This window comes from Pseudonocardia endophytica, assembly GCF_004339565.1.
In the GTDB taxonomy this organism is placed as follows: Bacteria; Actinomycetota; Actinomycetes; order Mycobacteriales; family Pseudonocardiaceae; genus Pseudonocardia; species Pseudonocardia endophytica.
Map to the genome: position 1 here is coordinate 485,926 of NZ_SMFZ01000001.1, position 17,511 is coordinate 503,436.

Consider the following 17,511-nt stretch of genomic DNA (forward strand, 5'->3'; position numbering starts at 1 on the left):
CTTTCCTCGTCAGGTCGTCGCGTAGAGGGAGGCGACCCGGGCGAAGTCCGCGGAGCGCTCGTGGTCGCGCAGGGTCGCGACGAACTCGGCGACGGTCCGGGACTCGAGCAGGGTCCGGATCGAGACCGGGACCTCGTCGCCGAACACCTCCCGCAGCGCGACGATCAGCTTGAAGCCGGTCATCGAGTCGCCCCCGAGCTCGAAGAACGAGTCCTCCGGTCCGACGTCGGCGAGGTCGAGCTCCTCGGCCCAGATGTCGCGGACCAGCCGGGCGAGCGGGTCGGTGTCCGGCTCCGTGACGTCCGGTGCGCGTGTCGCGGCACGGTCGGTGAGCAGCGTCCGGTCGACCTTCCCGGCCCGGTTGCGCGGCAGCTCGCCGACGACGTCGATGCGGTTCGGGACCAGATGGCGGGGCAGGCGCTCGGCCAGCCAGCGGATCAGGGCGTCGACGGGCGCCGTTGCGGTGACGAACGCGGCCAGCCCGTGGGCCCTGCCGTCGTGGACGATCGGCACCACAGCGGCCGCGGACACGGCGTCGTGCTCGCGCAGCACCGACTCGACCTCACCCGGCTCGATGCGCCTGCCGCGGATCTCCAGCTGCCGGTCGGCCCGGCCGTGGAACTCGACCAGGCCGTCGCGGAACGCGCCGAGGTCACCGGTGCGGTAGAACACCTCTCCGGTGGCCGGGTCGGTGACCAGCGGCGACGGGCCGGAGTTCTCCCCCAGGTACCCCGCCATGACACCCGGCCCGGACACGATCAGCTCGCCGACGGCACGCTCCGGGCGGTCGTCGAGGCGGGCGTCGACGACCCGGTAGCAGGTGCCGGGCAGCGGCCGTCCATAGGGGACGGTCGTCCAGCCGGGCGGGACGCCGTCGTCGGAGATCCGGTGGGCGATGTTCCACGCGGTCGTCTCGGTGGGCCCGCCGATGCTCCAGACCCGCACCGCCGGCGCGGCCCGGCGCAGCCGCGCGACCAGCTCCGGCGGCACCCAGTCGCCGCCGGTGAGGACGGTCCGCAACGACGTGAGGCAGGCACCGGTGGCGGCGGCGCCGTCCAGCAGCATCTCCACGGCCGCGGGCACCGCGCACACGGCCGTCACCCGGTGCCTGCTCACCAGCTCGGCCCACCGTGCGGGGTCGCGCTGCGCCCCCGGGAACACCACACCGCCGCCGGCGGCGGGCACGACGAGCAGGTCGAAGAAGGACAGGTCGTGGTGCGGCCGGGCCAGCGCGAGGCTGCGGTCCGACGTGGACAGCCCGGTCATCCGGATCGTCTCCGCGACGCAGACCTCCAGGCCGCGCATCGGGACCGGCACCGCCTTCGGCGTGCCGGTGGAGCCGGACGTGAACAGCACGGCCGCCGTGTCCGGGGTGGCGTCCGCGGCGAGCGGGACCGCCGCGGGGCCGTGCACGGGGACGACCGGGCACGTCCACGACGGCTCGGCGAGGTCGGTCACCACGGCCGCGACGGGCGTCCGCCGCAGCAGCGTCGCGATCCGCGCCGGCGGGTCCTCGACGTCCACCGGGAGGTAGGGGCGCCCGGTCGCCAGCACGCCGAGCACGGCGGCGGCCCCGTCCTGGCCCGGCGGGACGGCCACGGCGACCGGGCGGAGGTCCTCGTCGGCGACGACGGCGCGGATCCCGGCCGCGACGGCGCCCGCGGCTCCGAGCAGCTCGGCCCGGCTGCGGACGCCGCCGTCCCGCCCGTCCAGGACGGCGACCCGGGCCGGGTCGTGCACGGCGATCCGGTCGAGCACCCGGCCGGGAGCGCCCGCCGGCGCGGCACGGCCGCGGTCGGCGGCACGGTCCCCGGACACCGCCCGCAACGGTGGCTCGACCCACGCCGCGCCGTCGGCCAGCGCGTGCACCTGGGTGACCAGCAGCCAGAAGATCCCGTCGACGACCGCGTCCGGGAACCGGTCCTCCACGACGTCCCAGCGCACGACGAGTGCGCCGTCCTCCTCGCCGACCAGCAGGTCCATCCACACCTGCGGGGTCTGGCTCAGCGCGTAGACCTGGCGCAGCCGCCCGTCGAACAGCGTGCCGATCCCGTCGCCGACGCCGAGCTCGCTGGTGAACACGACCGGGGCGGCGGCCGCGCCGAGCGCGCCGTGGTGGCGCAGCAGCTCCCGCAGCACCTCCATGCCGGACAGCTCGCCGTGGTCGAGGTCCTCGGTGAGCCTGCGCTGGACGCGGGCGGCGAGACCGGCGAACGACGGGTTCCCGGTGGTGTCGACGTCGAGCAGGTCGAACGACGCGAACTCGCCGACGATCTCGTCGACGCGCGGGTGGACGTCCTCGCGGCCGAAGCGGGGCACGTTGAGCAGGAACCGTCCGTGGGTGGCCCACTGCGCCAGCGCGGCCGCGTACGCGGCGAGCAGCACGCCGCTCGGGGTGAGGCCGTACCCACCGGCGTGCGCCTTGACCGCCGACCACCGCCGGGCGTCGACGACGTGACGGCGGTTGACGAACCGGGGCGGGCCGTTGCCGTCGGTCGTCGGGAGCCGGGGCGGCGCGGGCAGCTCCGGCACCCGGCGCTGCCAGTACTCGCGGGCCCGCCGGTAGCGGGCCGCGCCGTCGCCCGCCCGCCAGCGGGTGACGGTGTCGACGTAGTCGCGGAACGTCGGCCGCGACGGGTCCGGCTCCAGCGTGCCGGCGTAGGCGCGTTCCCAGTCCCGCACGATCTGGCGGACGCTGCGCGCGTCGACGAGCAGCGCGTCCAGGCTCAGGCAGAGCCACACGCGGCCGTCGCCGCGCACGACCACGGCCGTGAACAGCGGGAACTCGTCGAACGCGCGCTGCTCGTGCGAGATCCGGTCGCGGATGCGGGCGAGCGCCTCGCGGCCGCCGTCGACGACCTCGATCCGCACCGGCGGCACGTCGGACAGCACGCGCTGGGTGAACGTCGCGGTGTCGAACACCGTGCGCAGCATCGGGTGGTGCGCGACGACCTGCTGCAGCGCGCGCTCCAGGCGGGCCACATCGATCGTCTGCCCCGCGTACTCCAGGTACAGATGGCAGGCGACGTCGCCGCCGTCGAACTCGGGATCGCGGCCGATCAGGTACGCCTGCTGCTGGTCGAGCAGCCCGAACGGAGCGTGCGCCTGCTCCGGGTCGTCGCGAAGGACGGCGCGGTCCCCGTCGCGGCCGCCGTCCTCGGCGGCGCGTTCCGCGAGGAGCGCGCCGAGGTCGTCGAGCCGGGGGTGGGCGACGACGTCGGCGACCCCGATCCGCACGCCGGTCTCGTCGTGCAGCCGCCGGGCCAGGTGCATCGCGGTGATCGACGACCCGCCGAGCGCGAAGAAGTCGTCGTCCGGGCCGGCAGGCCCGCCGAGCAGGTCGGTCCACGCGCGACGGACCGGGTCGGCCGGCGTCTCCGGGGCGTCCGGTGTGGACTCCCGTGGCGCGTCGTCCGCGACGAGTGCCGCGCGGTCGATCTTGCCGGTGGCCGTCCGTGCGATCGCGTCGACCACCGCCAGCGACGACGGCACGAGGTAGTCCGGCAGGTGCGCGCGAAGGTGGTCGAGCGCGCGCTCGCGCAGTCCGGCGGGGGCCGAGCCACCTGCGACGACGCTCTCCAGCCGGTTCTCCCCCGCCTCGGAGCGGGTCACGAACGTCGCCGCGTTGTCGACGCCGGGCACCTCCAGCAGCCGGGCGGTGACCTCCTCCGGCTCCACCCGGTGGCCGCGGATCTTGGTCTGGAAGTCGGACCGGCCGACGAACGCGAGGGCACCGTGGCCGTCGTCGACGACCAGGTCGCCGGTGCGGTACATCCGCCCGCCGCCGCCCGCCGGGTCCGGCACGAACCGCGCGGCGGTCAGCCGCGGGTCGGCCACGTAGCCGCGGGCGACCTGTGGCTCGGTGGCGTACAGCTCGCCGACCTCGCCGCCGGTGACCGGCCGCAGGTCCGCCCCGAGGACGTGGCCGCCGCTGCCGGTGGCCAGCGGACCCAGATCGACGGGTCCGGGACGCCGACCGCGCCGGGGCAGCGGCCACGCGGTGATCACGTGGGTCTCGGTCGGCCCGTAGTGGTTGTGCAGCGTGACGGCCGGGTTCGCGGTGAGGAACCGTTCCAGCCACGTGTTCATCACCAGCGGCTCGCCGGACTGGTAGACGTGGCGCAGCGCGGGCAGGCGGACGCCCTCGCGCAACGCGGCGCGGCACACCTCCTGCAGCAGCACCTGCGGGCAGAAGAACTCGGTCACGGCGTCGTCGCGCAGCACGGCGACCAGCGCGGACGGGTCGAGGCGCGCCGCGGGCGGGGTGACGACGATCCGGCTGCCCGCCGCGAGCCCGGTCAGGATCTCCTGGCTCGCGACGTCGAAGTTGAGCGTCGCGAACTGCAGGACCGCGCCCGGTCCGCTGCGGATCGACAGGTGGTACGCGACCAGCCTGCTGATCGCCCCGACCGTGTGCAGGACGCCCTTCGGCCGCCCGGTCGAGCCGGACGTGAACAGCACGTAGAGGCCGTCGAGGTCGCCGACGGGTTCCCACGGCACGGACGCCGGGTCGACGTCCCGGCATCCGCGGACGTCAACACCGGGCGCGTCGGACCACGCGAACGGCGTCCCGGCCCGCACGACCGCGCGCAGCGCCGTCCGGTCCGCGACGTCGCGCAGCCGGGCCTCCGGGAAGTCCGGGTCCAGGGGTACGTACGTCGCGCCGACGCGCAGGATCGCGACGATCGCGACGACGGCGTCCGCCGAGCGCGGCAGGTGCAGCCCGACGGCGTCACCGCGGCCGCACCCGGCCGCGCGCAGCGCCGCGGCGACGGCGGCGGAGCGGCGGTCCAGGTCGGCGTAGGTCAGGACGGTGGCGCCGTCGTGCACGGCCGTGCGGTCCGCATCGGCGGTCAGGCGTGCGGCGATCACGTCGTGCAGCGGGCGCGGACGGGTGGGCGGCGAGGCCGGGGCGGTCCCGGACTCCAGCCGCTCGCGCAGGCACGCGACGTCGGCGGGGTCGACGACGCCCGCGGCGTGCTCGATCCACCAGGTCCCGTCCGGGTCCGGGCGCAGGGCCAGCGGGTAGTGGCCCGCCGGGTCGTCGGTGTGCTCCAGCACCCGCACACCGGGCGGGTCGGGCAGCGCCCACGGCCGGTGCAGCAGCGCGGAGCCGCCGTCCTCGTCGGGGCCGTGGAGCAGGGCCGGGTCCGGGATCCGCTCCCCGGGGAACTCCCGCAGCCGTCCGGGCGACGCGTGCGCGACCAGCTCCTCGAGCCGGTCGGCGAACCGCCGCGGGTCGACGGCGAGCCGGGTGCGGTGCCGGGGCGTGAACCGCTCGCGCACCGCCGCCGCCGGGCGGGACCCGGGTGCGTCGCCGCCGGCCAGCCGGACGAGGACGCGGTAGGCGTCCAGCTCGGTACCCGGGCTCCGCGGCGCCACGACGGTGACCGTCCGGTCCAGCCCACCGACGACGGCCGCGGCCCACCTCCCGGTCTCCAGCACGCGCATCTCGAGCTCGGCGCGGACGGCGTCGACGGTGTATCGAGGCGTCTCACCGTCGACGCGGACCAGCTCACCGCCGGGCACGTCCGCGGCGGCGGCCCGCCATGCGGCGGTCGGCCGCGGTGCGGTCACCGCGGCCGAGATGACCGCGAGCGGGGGGCCGTAGCGCACCGTCGTCTCCTTCGTCTCGTGTGGTCGGGGCCGTGGTCGCAGGTCAGAACACGTCGGCGTCGAACTCGGCGCCGGTGAACCAGCCCGCCAGGGCGGGCGCACTGCGGGCCCGGTGCGGCGGGTGGAACGCGAGTGCGCGGGTCACGGACAGCAGGTACTGCGGGTCCGGGTCGGTCGCGAACGTCCCGCCGCCGAGCAGCGCGACGGCGCGCGCTGCGATGTCCGGCGCCCGGGTCTCGACCGCCGTGCGGGCCAGCAGCGCGACGGCCAGCCCGTCGTTCCCGGTCTGCCCGCGGTCGAACTCGTCGGCCGCGCGGTCGACGGCCGCGCGGCACGCGAACAGGTCCGCGACCAGGTCGCCCGCACCGCGCGAGTCCGGGCCGGCCGCCGCCCGGCGCACGAGGCCGGCCGCGACACCCAGGTAGGTCGCCGCCGCGAGCACCTCGAACCAGGACCAGGCCCGCAGGCCGAGCTCGTCCATCGCGTGCGTCACCGGGCCGCCGGCGAGCACCATCGCCCGCGGCACCGCGACGTCGTCGAGCACGATCTCGTCGCTCTCGGCACCGGCCAGGACCGGGGAGCCCCAGAACGGCTCGACCCGGATCCCCGGCATCGACGCGGGCACGACGGCCAGGCCGACGGTCCCGTCGTCGGGCCCGTCGGAGCGGACGACGACGGTGCAGGTCAGCAGGTCCATCGACCGGGAGAGGCTGCACGGCTTCTTGCTGCCGCCGAGCACGTAGCCGTCCGCGGTGCGCTGCGCCGTGGCCCTGGGCACCAGCGCACCCGGACCGGTGCGGGCCTCCGACGAGGCTGACCCGACGAGGTAGCGCCGCGTCGCGATCGCCCGCACGAGCGCCCAGGCAGGCGCGTCCTCGCCGTGGCGTGTCCCGATGTGCTCGACGAGGGAGACGACGGCGAGGTGGTGCATCATCGTCGCCACCGCGACCGAGGGCGCCACGGCCGCGACCGCGGCGTGCACGCGCACCGCCTCGCGGCAGGTCAGACCCAGTCCGCCCGCCGAGCGCGGGATCAGCAGGCCCGGCCCTCCGGACTGCCGGAACAGGCCGAGCGCCCAGCCGTCCGGGCGCTCCCGGTCGGCCAGCGGGCGGGTGACCAGCTCGTCGACGAGCTTGTCGAGCAGCTCGTTCGTGAACGCCGCATCGCCGTCGAACCCGTCCGGGCGCGCTGCCGCGCTCACCGCCCGCTCCTCGCGTCCGGGGTCTCGCCGAGAAGCGCGAGCAGCGTGTCCGCGTCCAGCCCGGACGCGCTCATCGGGGCCGACGGGGCCGTCACGAGCTCCGCCCCGGAGTCGGCGGCCTCCACGGCCGCCACGGCGAGCGCCTCCACCGTCGGGTTCCGGAACACGAGCTGGGCGGAGATCGGGTAGCCCCGGCCCCTGGCCCGGCTGGCGATCTGGATGGACATGATGCTGTCCCCGCCGAGCGCGAAGAAGCTGTCCCCGCGCCCCACGTTGTCCACGCCGAGCACCGATCCGAACAGCTCGGCCAGCGCCCGTTCGGCGTCGGTCCCCGGCGGGTCGAACGTGCCCGTCGTGATCTTCGCGGGCGGCGGCAGGTCCGCCGTGTCGACGTCGCCGGACGCGGTGCGCGGCAGCTCGTCGAGCACCGCGACCGCACCGGGCACCAGCTGCGCGGGCAGCCGCTGCGCCGCAGCGCGCCGCACTGCGGCCTCGACCTCGGCGGGGTCCGGGGTGGACGGATCGGAGGGCGTCACATACGCCACGAGCCCCCTGGCCCGCCCGCCGTCCACGGCGACCACCACGACGTCGTCCACCTCGGACAGCTCCCGCAACGCCTCCGCGATCGCGTCGGTGTCCACGCCGGACACGTCGTCGACCCACGGGGCCTCGGCGCCGGCGCCGCTGTCCACACCGGACCCGTCCGCCGCGGCGTCGATCGCCTCCGCCAGCGGCGCATCGGGATCGGCGACGGCCGCGGTGACGACCGCGCACAGCGACTCCGCGAGACCGGTGACGGTGCGTTCGTCGTAGAGGTCACGGCGGAACACCACCTCGCCGCGGTAGCCGCCGTCGGGGTCCGGTTCGAGGTCCCAGGCCAGGTCGTACTTCGCGGTGGCGCCGACCTGCGGCCGCACCGCCCAGGAGGCACCGCCCCGCACGACCGTGCCCGCCGGTTCCTCCCGCAGCTGGACGATCTGGCCGAACAGCGGGTGCGCGGTGCCGGAGCGGTCCACGCCGGCCGCGTCGAGGATGCGCTCGAACGACAGGTCCGCGTGCTCGTAGGCACCGGCCGCGAACTCCCGCGCCCTACCCAGCGCCGTCCGGAACGTCGGCGCCCCGGACAGGTCGGTCCGCAGGACGATCATGTTGACGAACAGTCCCGGCGTCCGGTCCCCCGGCGGCCGGGTGGAGCACGGCGTCCCCAGCAGCACGTCCGGGCCGGCGCCGCGGCCGGCCAGCAGCGTCGCGAGCGCCGTCTGCAGCACGAGGAACGCGGTCGAGTCCGTCGCGGCGGCGAGCCGCTCGACGCCGCCGCGCAGCTCGCGATCGAGCCGGAACGTCACCAGCCCGCCGTCGTCGGTCGGCTCCGCCGGGCGGGACCGGTCGGCGGACACGGCCGTCACCGCGGGTGGGTCGGCGAGCGCGTCCCGCCAGAACGCGGCCTGGCGCGCGCGGCGCTCGACCGTGGACGGCAGTTCGGCGACCGCGCGTTCGGCCAGTGCGAGGTCGACGAGCTGCGCCTCCGGAGATGCGGGGGAAGCCGAGCCGTCGACGCGCGCCGCGTACAGCTCGGCGAGCTCGTCGACCAGGATCCGCGCCGTCCGGTCGTCGCAGGCGATGTGGTGCACGACCAGGACCAGCACGTGGTGCTCGGCGCCGACGCGCAGCAGCGTCACGCGCACCGGCACGTCCCGGGTCAGGTCGAACACGACCGACCCGAGGCGCGCCACGGTCTCGTCCAGCCGGTCCGGCGTCACGTCGAGGCGCTCCACGACCGGCGGCCCGGCCGTCACGTCCTGCCAACCGACGCCGTCGCGCTCGGGGTAGCGGGTGCGCAGGACCTCGTGCCGGTCGCAGAGGTCGGCGACGGCGCCGGCCAGCCGGTCGGCGTCCAGCGGCCCGGTGAGCTCGACGGCGAGCGGCACGTCGTATGTCGCGCTCGGCCCGCTCATCTGGTCGATCACCCAGATCCGGCGCTGGGCCGCGGTCAGCGGCGGGTGCTCGGGCCGCGTCGCCGGCACGTCCGGCGCCACGGGCTCCTCCGGAACGGCCGACGACCCCGCGATCCGCGCGGCGAGCCCGGCAGGCGTCGGCGCGTCGAACAGGTCGCGCACCGAGATCCGGACGCCGAGCCGGTCCCGGACCGCCGCGACCACCTTCATGATCAGCAGCGAGTGCCCGCCGAGCGCGAAGAACGAGTCGCGTGCCGTCACGTCGTCGCGGCCCAGCACGTCGGTGAAGATCGCGGTGACCGCCCGCTGGTCCTCCGGCTCGTCCGGGCCCTCCGGAGCGGCCGGGCGCAGCGGCGCGGGCAGCGCGCTCCGGTCGATCTTCCCGTGTGCCGTGGCCGGGAACGCGTCGAGCACCGTGACGTGGGCGGGGACCAGCGCACCGGGGAGCGTCTCGGCGACGCCGCGCCGGATCCGTTCGCCCGCATCGGGATCCGTGCCGCCGCCCTGCAGCGTCACGTATCCGGCGATCTCGTCCCCGGCGATCACGACGGCGGCCTGCCGCACCTCGGGACGCTCCCGCAGCGCTGCCTCGATCTCGCCCGGCTCGACACGGATGCCGCGGATCTTGACCTGGTCGTCGACACGGCCGACGAACTCGATACCGGAACGGCTCCGCCGGACCAGGTCGCCGGTCCGGTAGCGGCGCGTCCCGCCCGCGGCGGGGACGAACCGCTCGGCCGTCGCGGCCGGACGGCCGTGGTAGCCGCGCGCGACCGAGTCGCCGCGCACGTAGAGCTCGCCGACGGCGCCGTCCGGCACCGGTTCCAGCCTTTCGTCGAGGACGTGCAGGTCGGTGCCGGTCTTCGGGCCGCCGAGCCCGACCGTCCGGTCGCCCTGGCGGCCGTGGATGCGGGTGCCGGTGACGCAGATCGTGGTCTCGGTCGGACCGTAGAAGTTGGACAGTCCGATCCCGCCGAACGCCGCGGTGAACCGGTCGGCGAGCCCACCGGGGAACGGCTCCCCACCGACCGGGATCCAGCTGAGCATGCCGAGCTCCGGCAGGGCCTTGTCCTGCGCGGACCGCAGTACGTGCTCGAGCAGCGTCGGCACGGCGTGCACGATGTTCGCGTCCGAGTCCTCGATCGCGTCGACGAACGCGTCCGGGTCGCGCTCCACGCCGGGCGGCGCCACGATCACCTCGCCGCCCGCGGCCAGCGTGCAGAGCACCTCGCCGAGCGCGATGTCGAAGCCCGGCGCGGACGTCTGCAGCCAGCGGGGCGTGCCGCTGTCGAAGTGCGTCGGGAGGAACCACCGCAGGTGGTCGCCCAGCGCGGCGTGGCTCAGCGCGACCGGCTTCGGCGTGCCGGTCGACCCCGACGTGTGGATCACGCAGGCGATCGCGTCCGGGTGCGGCGCAGGCAGGTCCCCCTCCGCCGCGCCGGTCAGCGCGTCGACGACCAGATGGTCGTCGCCGATCACCGCCGCGTGCTCGTCGCGCACGGCGCGGTCGGTCAGCACGAGCGCGGCGCCCGCGGACGCGAGCAGGCGCCCGACCCTGGCGGTCGGCAGGTCCGGGTTGACCTCGGTCACGGCGGCTCCCGAGCGGAGCACGCCGAGCGTCGCGGCGACCGCGTCCGGGGAGCGTCGCAGCACGGTCGCGACGACGCTCTCGGTCCCGACGCCACGCGCCCGCAGCGCCGCGGCGACGGCTCCGGCGGACGCCCACAGCTCGGCGTGGGTCCGGGTGCGCCCGCCCGCGGTGACGGCCGGGGCGTCCGGGACGCGAGCCACCTGCGCGGCGATCAGGTCCACGGCGGTCGGCCGGTCGGAGGGGGCGGCGTCCCGGCGGCGGGCGGTCGCGACGAGGACGGCGTCCGGGTCGGACACGATCGCGTCCACGTAGGACACGGTCGCCTCGGCCAGCCCGGCGACCGTGCGGGCGTCGACCAGCTCGGCGAGGTGCTCGAACCGCAGCGTCCAGCGGGCGTCGCCGTCGTCGCGTGCGATGAGCATCAGCGGGAAGTGCGAGATCCCGCTGCGGACCGGGAGGAACTCGGCGGGTACGCCGCCGAGCGACAGCGTGACGTCGGTGCTCTCGACCGTCGCGCCGACCTCGACGCCGCCGCCTGCGCCGGTGCGGCCCGCCATGCGGATCTGCTCGGCGAAGTCGAGGTCGGCGTGCGCGAGCGCGCCGAGCAGGTCGTCGGCGACGGCGCGCACGGCCTCCCTCCCGGTCGCATCGGCCGGGAGACGGCACGGGAACGCGAGCGTGTTGCCGAGGTAGGCGACGCAGTCGCGGGCGGCCTGCTGGTCGCGGCGCAGCACCGGCACGGCGACGACGAGCGGTCCCGGCGTGGACCGCAGCGCCGCCCGGAACGCGGTCAGCAGCACGGCGAACGGGCTCGCCCGCAGCCGGGCGGCGGCCTCGGCGAGTCCCGTGCCGACGGGCTCCGGCAGGGCGATCTCGTGGGCGGCGTTCGGTCCGGGCGGGGCGCCGTCGACGGCACCGGGCAGCGCCCGCATCCGCGCGTCCCGCAGCGCCTCCCGCCAGTACGCCCGCTGACGGTCGCGTTCGGTGCCGGACGGCGCGATCCGGGCCGCGACGACGGCCGGATCGGGTCCGGGGGCGAGCGCGCGGCCCTCGTAGGCGGCGGCGAGGTCGTCGAAGAACGGCTGCCAGCAGCCGTCGTCCCACGCCAGGTGGTGGACGGCGAGCACGAAGCCGGTGACCTCGCCGTCGCGCTCCTGGACGACGACGCGCAGCGGGTGCTCGGCCGCGACGTCGATCGGGGTGCGTACGGCCCGCTCACCGGCGGCGACCAGGTCCTCCTCCGCCCCGGCGACCGTCACCGGACAGTGCGCCGGCAGGTCGGCCGTGGCGCGCAGGTCCCCGTCGTCGGTCGCCTGGACGCGCGTCCGCAGCGCCGGGTGCCTCGCGACGACCGCGTCCAGCGCCGCCCGGAAGCGCGCGACCGGCACGCCGGCGCCGACACGGGCCGCGAGCGCGACGTTCAGCGCGGCGCCGGTCGGGTCCGTCTCGTGCACCAGCCAGAGCCGTAGCTGCGCGGCCGTCGCCTCGCCCGTTCCCTCGCTCGTTCCCTCTGCCCCGGCAGGCGCGGCGGGATCGCCGGAGGCCAGCCGGGACCGCAGCGCCGCCAGCCGCTCGGAGCGTGCGGTCCGACCGGCCTCCGACCCGGTCACGGAGGTCACCGCGCACCGTCCGCGGCGACCGCGTCCCAGGCGTTGAGCGTGAACCGCTCGCCCAGCGTCCGGGTGCCGATCATGAACTCGCGCAGCCGGGCCGACTTCTCGATCAGCGCCGGGTCCCCGCAGCGCTGCGCGAGCTCGTCGAGCAGGTCGTAGGTGCGGCCGGCCGGGATGTCGTAGACGAAGTGCAGCTTCGAGACGAGGAAGACCAGCTCCTTGAAGTTGCCCCGGTTCAGCGTCCCCGCGATGCGGTGCACCACGGACAGCGCCTCGTCGGTGAACGCGGCCCGCTCCGGTGTGCACGGCTCCAGGAACGGCCGGTGGAACGCCGTGTCCCGGAACACCTCCGACTCGTCGTACGGGCCGTCGAACGTGAAGTCGAGGCACAGCAGCTGGCGGCTGTCGAGCGAGAAGTTCACCGCCGAGTGGACCTGCGACGCGTCGAGGTACCAGATCTCGCCGGTTCGCATCGAGACCACACCGGACTCCTCGGAGTGGAACGCGCCGGGGTTGCCCTGCAGGCAGATCAGGATGCGGAAGTACAGCGACGAGTCCCGCTCGAGCTCGACGAAGTCGCGGTGCGGCACGACGATGCCGTCGACCAGGTTCCGGGTCCGGGCCATCGTGAGCCGGGAGGTGTCGAACACCCGCTCCACGAGCTCGGTCAGGTAGGCCGTGCGCTCGCCGTGCACGGTGACCCGCGCCGGGCCGTCGACGTCGCGGAACAGACCGTCGTCCACGCTGCCGGTCGCGTTGCGCAGCTGGACGTTCTGCCAGATCCCGTTGCTGAACTCGTCGTAGTCCTCCGCGCCGCGCGGGACCGCGGCGAGATAGGCGAGATCGGCCGCGAGGCGGTCGGTGTCGAAATCGATCAGACCCAGCATGTGGGAACGCACGGTCCTACCCCCAGTTGGTCGACACTTTGCGTTGTCAGTAGTTTATGAACTTAGGCTTGCCTTATCTGACGGGCAAGGTCGTCGTGACATTGCTCCTACGGCTACCGGTCGCCCGGTGGTCCGACCCCGACCAGCGACCAGTCCGCGGCGGCCCGCCTGCTCCGGACGAACCGGCGGTACACGCCGGGGCGGCCCACGAGCTCGTCGTGGTCGCCGACGTCGACGACCCGGCCGCCGTCGACGACCACGATGCGGTCCGCCGAGCGCACCGTCTGCAACCGGTGCGCCACGACGATCACCACCCGGTCGCGGGCCAGCTCGGTGACCGCCTCGCCGACCAGTTGCTCGTTCGTCGGGTCCAACGAGGACGTGACCTCGTCGAGCAGCACGACGGGGCTGTCGCGCAACAGCGCCCGCGCGATCGCGACGCGTTGGCGCTCGCCCCGCGAGAGCGTCCCGCCGCCCTCTCCGACCGGGGTCTCCCAGCCCTGCGGCAGGCGTTCCACGATCTCGTCCACCCGCGACGCCGCGGCGACCCGGTCGAGCCCCGCGGCCGCCACGGCGTCCGTCGCGCCCATCCGGACGTTGTCCTCCAGCGTGCCTGCGAACAGGTACGGGTCCTGGTCCACGACCGACACCAGCCGCAGTACGGCCGCCGTCCCGAGGTCGCGCAGGTCGGTGCCGCCGATCCGGACCGAGCCGGACCACGGGTCGTCGCCGCGGGCGACGAGGCGCAGCAGCGTGGACTTCCCGGCGCCGGACGGGCCGACCACCGCCGTCGGGGACCCGGGCTCAGCGGTGAACGAGAAGCCGTGCAGCACCGGCCGTCCGGGCTCGTAGCCGTATCCGACGTCGCGCAGCTCGACCCGGATCCGTCCGGGTTCGGCGAGCGCGGACGGGTCGTCCGGTTCGGGCAGCGTGGGTGTCGCGAGGAACCGCTCGACCCGTCGCACGCCGACGGCCGCCATCCGCAGGCCCGCGGCGACGTCGGCGACCGCGGTGAGCGGTTCGGAGAACCGCACGGCCAGCACCAGCAGCCCGACCAGCACGCCGGCGTCGACGGACCCGCCGACGGCCAGCAGCGCGCCGACCGCGAGCGTCGCGGCCAGCACCGCCTGGATCGCGACCACCAGCGGGATCGACGCGCCCGCCGCGCCGAGCACGACGCCGCGCATCGCGGTCCGCTGCCCGGCCAGGGCGTCGGCCAGCGGGCGGTGGACGGACCCGCCGTGCGCGCCGGTCCCGGCGAACGCCCGTAGCACCGGCTGCTGGTCGGCGAACTCGAGCACCCGCCCGGTGGTCCGCGTCGTGGCCTCCGCGTAGACGCGCTCGTCGCGCTCGACGATCCGCTGGTGCACGCGGTAGCCGAGCGCGAACAGCGGCGCGCCGGCGATCAGCACGAGCCCGAGCCGCCAGTCGAGCGCCAGTGCGATCAGCGCGACCGTCGCGGGCGTGACGAACGCGGACACGACGGGTCCGAGCAGGTGCACCGGGGCGTTCGCGACGTCCAGCGCGGTCTTCGTGGTCAGCGTCGCGACCTCGGCCGGACGGGCCGGGCCGAACCAGCCGCCGGGCAGCGTCACGAGCTTGGCGCCGACCGCGTCGTGCACGCGGGTGAGCAGCGCCGTGGACACCTCGCGGGCCCGCGCGTGCTCGACGGTGACGACGACGTGGTGCGCCCCTGCGGCGACGGCGAGCGCGAGCAGCCACCACGCGGCCGTCCCGAGCTGTCCCCGCAGCAGGGCCGCGAGCAGGCCGATCAGCGCGCCGCCGACGACGCCGTGCAGGACGGCCGCGACGACGAGCCCGGCCGTCAGACGGTCCAGGCGCCGCCGGTCGGCGGCGTCCAGCAGCCTGCGGAGGTCGGTGATCACGACGGCCTCCCCGCGTCGACGGTGTCCCGCGTGTCGGCGGCCCACAGCGCCGGGTAGAGATCGCCCGTGTCGAGCAGCTCGTCGTGCGTGCCGGACTCGACGACGCGCCCGTCGTCGAGCACGACGATCCGGTCGGCGCCGATGACGGTGTGCAGCCGGTGGGCGATCACCAGGACCGTGCGGCCCGCCACGAGCGTGCGCAGCGCCTCGCCGATCTCCGCCTCGTTCTCCAGGTCGGTCGCCGAGGTCGCCTCGTCGAGCACGAGCACCGGCCGGTCGGCCAGCAGCGCCCTGGCGATCGTGACCCGCTGGCGTTCGCCGCCGGACAGCGTCGCGTCCTCGCCGATCACGGAGTCCGTCCCGCGCGGGAGCGCGTCCACCACGTCCAGTACCCGCGCCGCGACGAGCGCGGACCGGACGTCGTCATCGGTCGCCGACGGGCGGCCCAGCGCGACGTTGTCCCGCACCGACATGCCGATCAGGCCGGTGTCCTGGAAGACGAACGCGACCTGCCCGTAGAGGGTCGCCCGGTCCATCGCGCGCAGGTCGGTGCCGCCGATCGTGACCGCGCCGCGCACCGGGTCGTCGAAGCGGGCCAGCAGCCTCGCGAGCGTCGACTTCCCGGCCCCGGACGGCCCGACGAGTGCGGTCACCGAGCCCGGCTCCAGCGTCAGGGAGACCGCGCGCAACGCGGTGTGCTCGCCGTGGTCGACGCCGACCCCGTCGAACACGACACGGGAGCCGTCCGGCCGCGCGCCGTCGTCGGGTACCGGCAGTTCCGGCTCGCCGAGCACCGCGGCGATCCGCCCGGCCGCACCCCGCGCGGCCAGCAGGCTCTGCCAGCCGAAGCCGACGGCCAGCACCGGGGTCGGGATGGCGAGGCCGAGGACCACGAACGGGAGCACGTCGGCGCCGCCCGCGAGCCACCCGGACGCGACGAGCGCGGTCCCGGCCCCGGCCGTCACCACGATCACCGTCACCGGCGACGTGGCCAGCTCCAGTGCGGCGGACGCCCGCGAGGTGGCCCGACCCCACTCCCGGTGCGCCGCACCGAACCGTCGGGTCGCGGTCCGGTAGGTCGGGTACCCGCCGTCCGGGTGCGCGGCGCGGACCTCGCGGATGCCCCGCACGAACTCGACGACGACGGCGTCCAGCGCCGTCATCGCACCGCCGAACTCGACCAGCCGCTCACCGGTCCCCCGGGACGCGGCGCGCATCGCGAGCGCCCCGGCGACCGCGGGAAGCACGGTCACGACCGTCATCAGCGGGTCCTCGGTGAGCAGCCAGGCCACGACCGTGACCGGGACGACGACGGCCGTGGTCACCTCGTGCACGGCGTGACCGACGAGGTGGTGCAGGGCGCCGACGTCGTCCTGGACGGCGGCCTTGACCCGCGCCGAGTTGGCCGTGCCGAACCAGGACAGCGGGACCCGCCCCAGCCGGTCGACCACCCGTCGTCGCAGATCGGCGCCGAGGCGGACGTCGGCGAGATGGGCCACGAGCGACGAGACGGGCACCAGCACGGCCCGCGCGACGAGCGCCGCGACCGCGACCAGCACCGGCGTCCACAGCGCTGCGGGATCGACCGGGCCGTCGACCACGACGGCCCGTCCCGCCTCGACGACCGCGACCAGTGGCACGACACCCAGCACGGCCGCGATCCCGGACAGCGCCACCACCGCCGCGATCGGCCACCGGACCGGGCGCAGCAGCGCCCCGAGCGTCCCTGTCACGGCCGGCTCACGCCGCGGACTCCGCCGTGAACTCGCGCCACAGCTGCGGCACCGCGGCTGCGTCGCTCAGCGTGCCCTGCCCGGTGGCCAGCGTGCGCAGGTCGCCAGCCGAGACGAAGAACGCGAACGGCGTGGTCCCGAACCAGGCCTCGGCCAGCGGCCGGGAGGCTTTCGGGGCGAACGCCTTCGCGGTCGGGATGGCGAGCAGCGCGTCGGCGTCGTAGAACGTCCCCGCCGGGACGACGACCAGGTCACCGCCGTGCTCGGAGAGCTGCTCGGCGGACAGGACGATCGAGTAGCCCTCGACGGTCTGCTGCTGCGGAGCCGGCCGCGTGAAGCCCGCCTCGCGGATCAGTGCGGAGATCGGCGCGTTCTGCGGCATCGTGAAGTTGTTGGTGCCGAACGAGTTGCCCAGCAACGAGAGCGTCCGGCCGTTCGAGGCGCCGGCGGCCTGCCGCAGCCGCGCCTCGACCGCGGTCACCTGGCGGGCGGCGTTCTCCGGGTTGCCCAGCAGCTCGCCGACCTTCGTGGTCATCTGCCGCCACTCGCCGGACACCGGCAGCACGATCGTCGGCGCGACCTTCGACACGTCGGCGTACGACGTGCCGATGGCGCCCTGCGCGCCGGTCCCGATCACCAGGTCCGGTGCGCGGCGGACCAGCTCCTCGGTCGGCGGCAGCTCGGCGACCTGGACCGGGGCGAGCTCGACGCCCGCCTCGCGCAGGACGGCCTGGGCTCCCTCGTCGCCCGCCGATGTGTAGACGACGCGCGGCGTGATCCCGTGCGACAGGGCCGCCAGGCCGGCCAGCTCGTCCACCGCGACGACGTTCTGCGGCCGGGTCGGCACCTCGACCGAGCCGAGCTCGTGCGTGACCGGTCGCGTCCCGGCCGCGGCCTGCGGATCGGCGGTCCCCCCGCCGCCGCACCCCGCGACGAGCATCGCACCCACGACCGCCAGCGCGGCCGGCCACCACCGTCGAGACACCCGGACCTCCCCCCATGTCCGGTCCGCCGTGGACCGGACGTTTC

7 protein-coding genes are annotated in these 17,511 nt (G+C 75.7%); all 7 read right to left on the minus strand.

Features of this window, described 5'->3' with window-relative positions; genetic code table 11:
• Positions 1 to 9: 9 nt before the first annotated feature.
• The gene (locus tag EV378_RS01820; RefSeq protein WP_132421021.1) at positions 10 to 5,616 is read right to left on the minus strand and encodes an AMP-binding protein; all 5,607 of its coding nucleotides are present in this window, start codon (positions 5,614 to 5,616) and stop codon (positions 10 to 12) included.
• Between the two features lie 43 nt (positions 5,617 to 5,659).
• Positions 5,660 to 6,817 (minus strand): acyl-CoA dehydrogenase family protein, encoded by a 1,158-nt coding sequence (locus tag EV378_RS01825; protein WP_132421022.1) that lies wholly within the window; start codon positions 6,815 to 6,817, stop codon positions 5,660 to 5,662.
• Positions 6,814 to 11,973: a non-ribosomal peptide synthetase gene (locus tag EV378_RS01830; RefSeq protein ID WP_132421023.1), complete on the minus strand. Its 5,160-nt coding sequence runs from the start codon at positions 11,971 to 11,973 to the stop codon at positions 6,814 to 6,816. The genes EV378_RS01825 and EV378_RS01830 overlap by 4 nt, the downstream gene beginning before the upstream one ends.
• Positions 11,974 to 11,978: 5 nt before the next feature.
• Entirely contained in the window at positions 11,979 to 12,863 is an 885-nt protein-coding gene (locus tag EV378_RS01835; protein WP_207908547.1) for an aspartyl/asparaginyl beta-hydroxylase domain-containing protein, read from the minus strand.
• Positions 12,864 to 12,976: 113 nt separating this feature from the next.
• The gene (locus EV378_RS01840) at positions 12,977 to 14,749 is read right to left on the minus strand and encodes an ABC transporter ATP-binding protein (RefSeq protein WP_132421025.1); all 1,773 of its coding nucleotides are present in this window, start codon (positions 14,747 to 14,749) and stop codon (positions 12,977 to 12,979) included.
• Positions 14,746 to 16,482, minus strand: coding sequence for an ABC transporter ATP-binding protein (locus tag EV378_RS01845; RefSeq protein ID WP_132421026.1), 1,737 nt, complete (start codon positions 16,480 to 16,482; stop codon positions 14,746 to 14,748). The genes EV378_RS01840 and EV378_RS01845 overlap by 4 nt, the downstream gene beginning before the upstream one ends.
• Before the next feature lie 7 nt (positions 16,483 to 16,489).
• Positions 16,490 to 17,467: an ABC transporter substrate-binding protein gene (locus EV378_RS01850; RefSeq protein WP_132421027.1), complete on the minus strand. Its 978-nt coding sequence runs from the start codon at positions 17,465 to 17,467 to the stop codon at positions 16,490 to 16,492.
• Positions 17,468 to 17,511: the final 44 nt, after the last annotated feature.

What these genes read in the sequence shown, in the direction of transcription:
- EV378_RS01835 (WP_207908547.1), bottom strand. Translation starts at nt 12,863, where the DNA reads ATGCTGGGTCTGATCGATTTCGACACCGACCGCCTCGCGGCCGATCTC.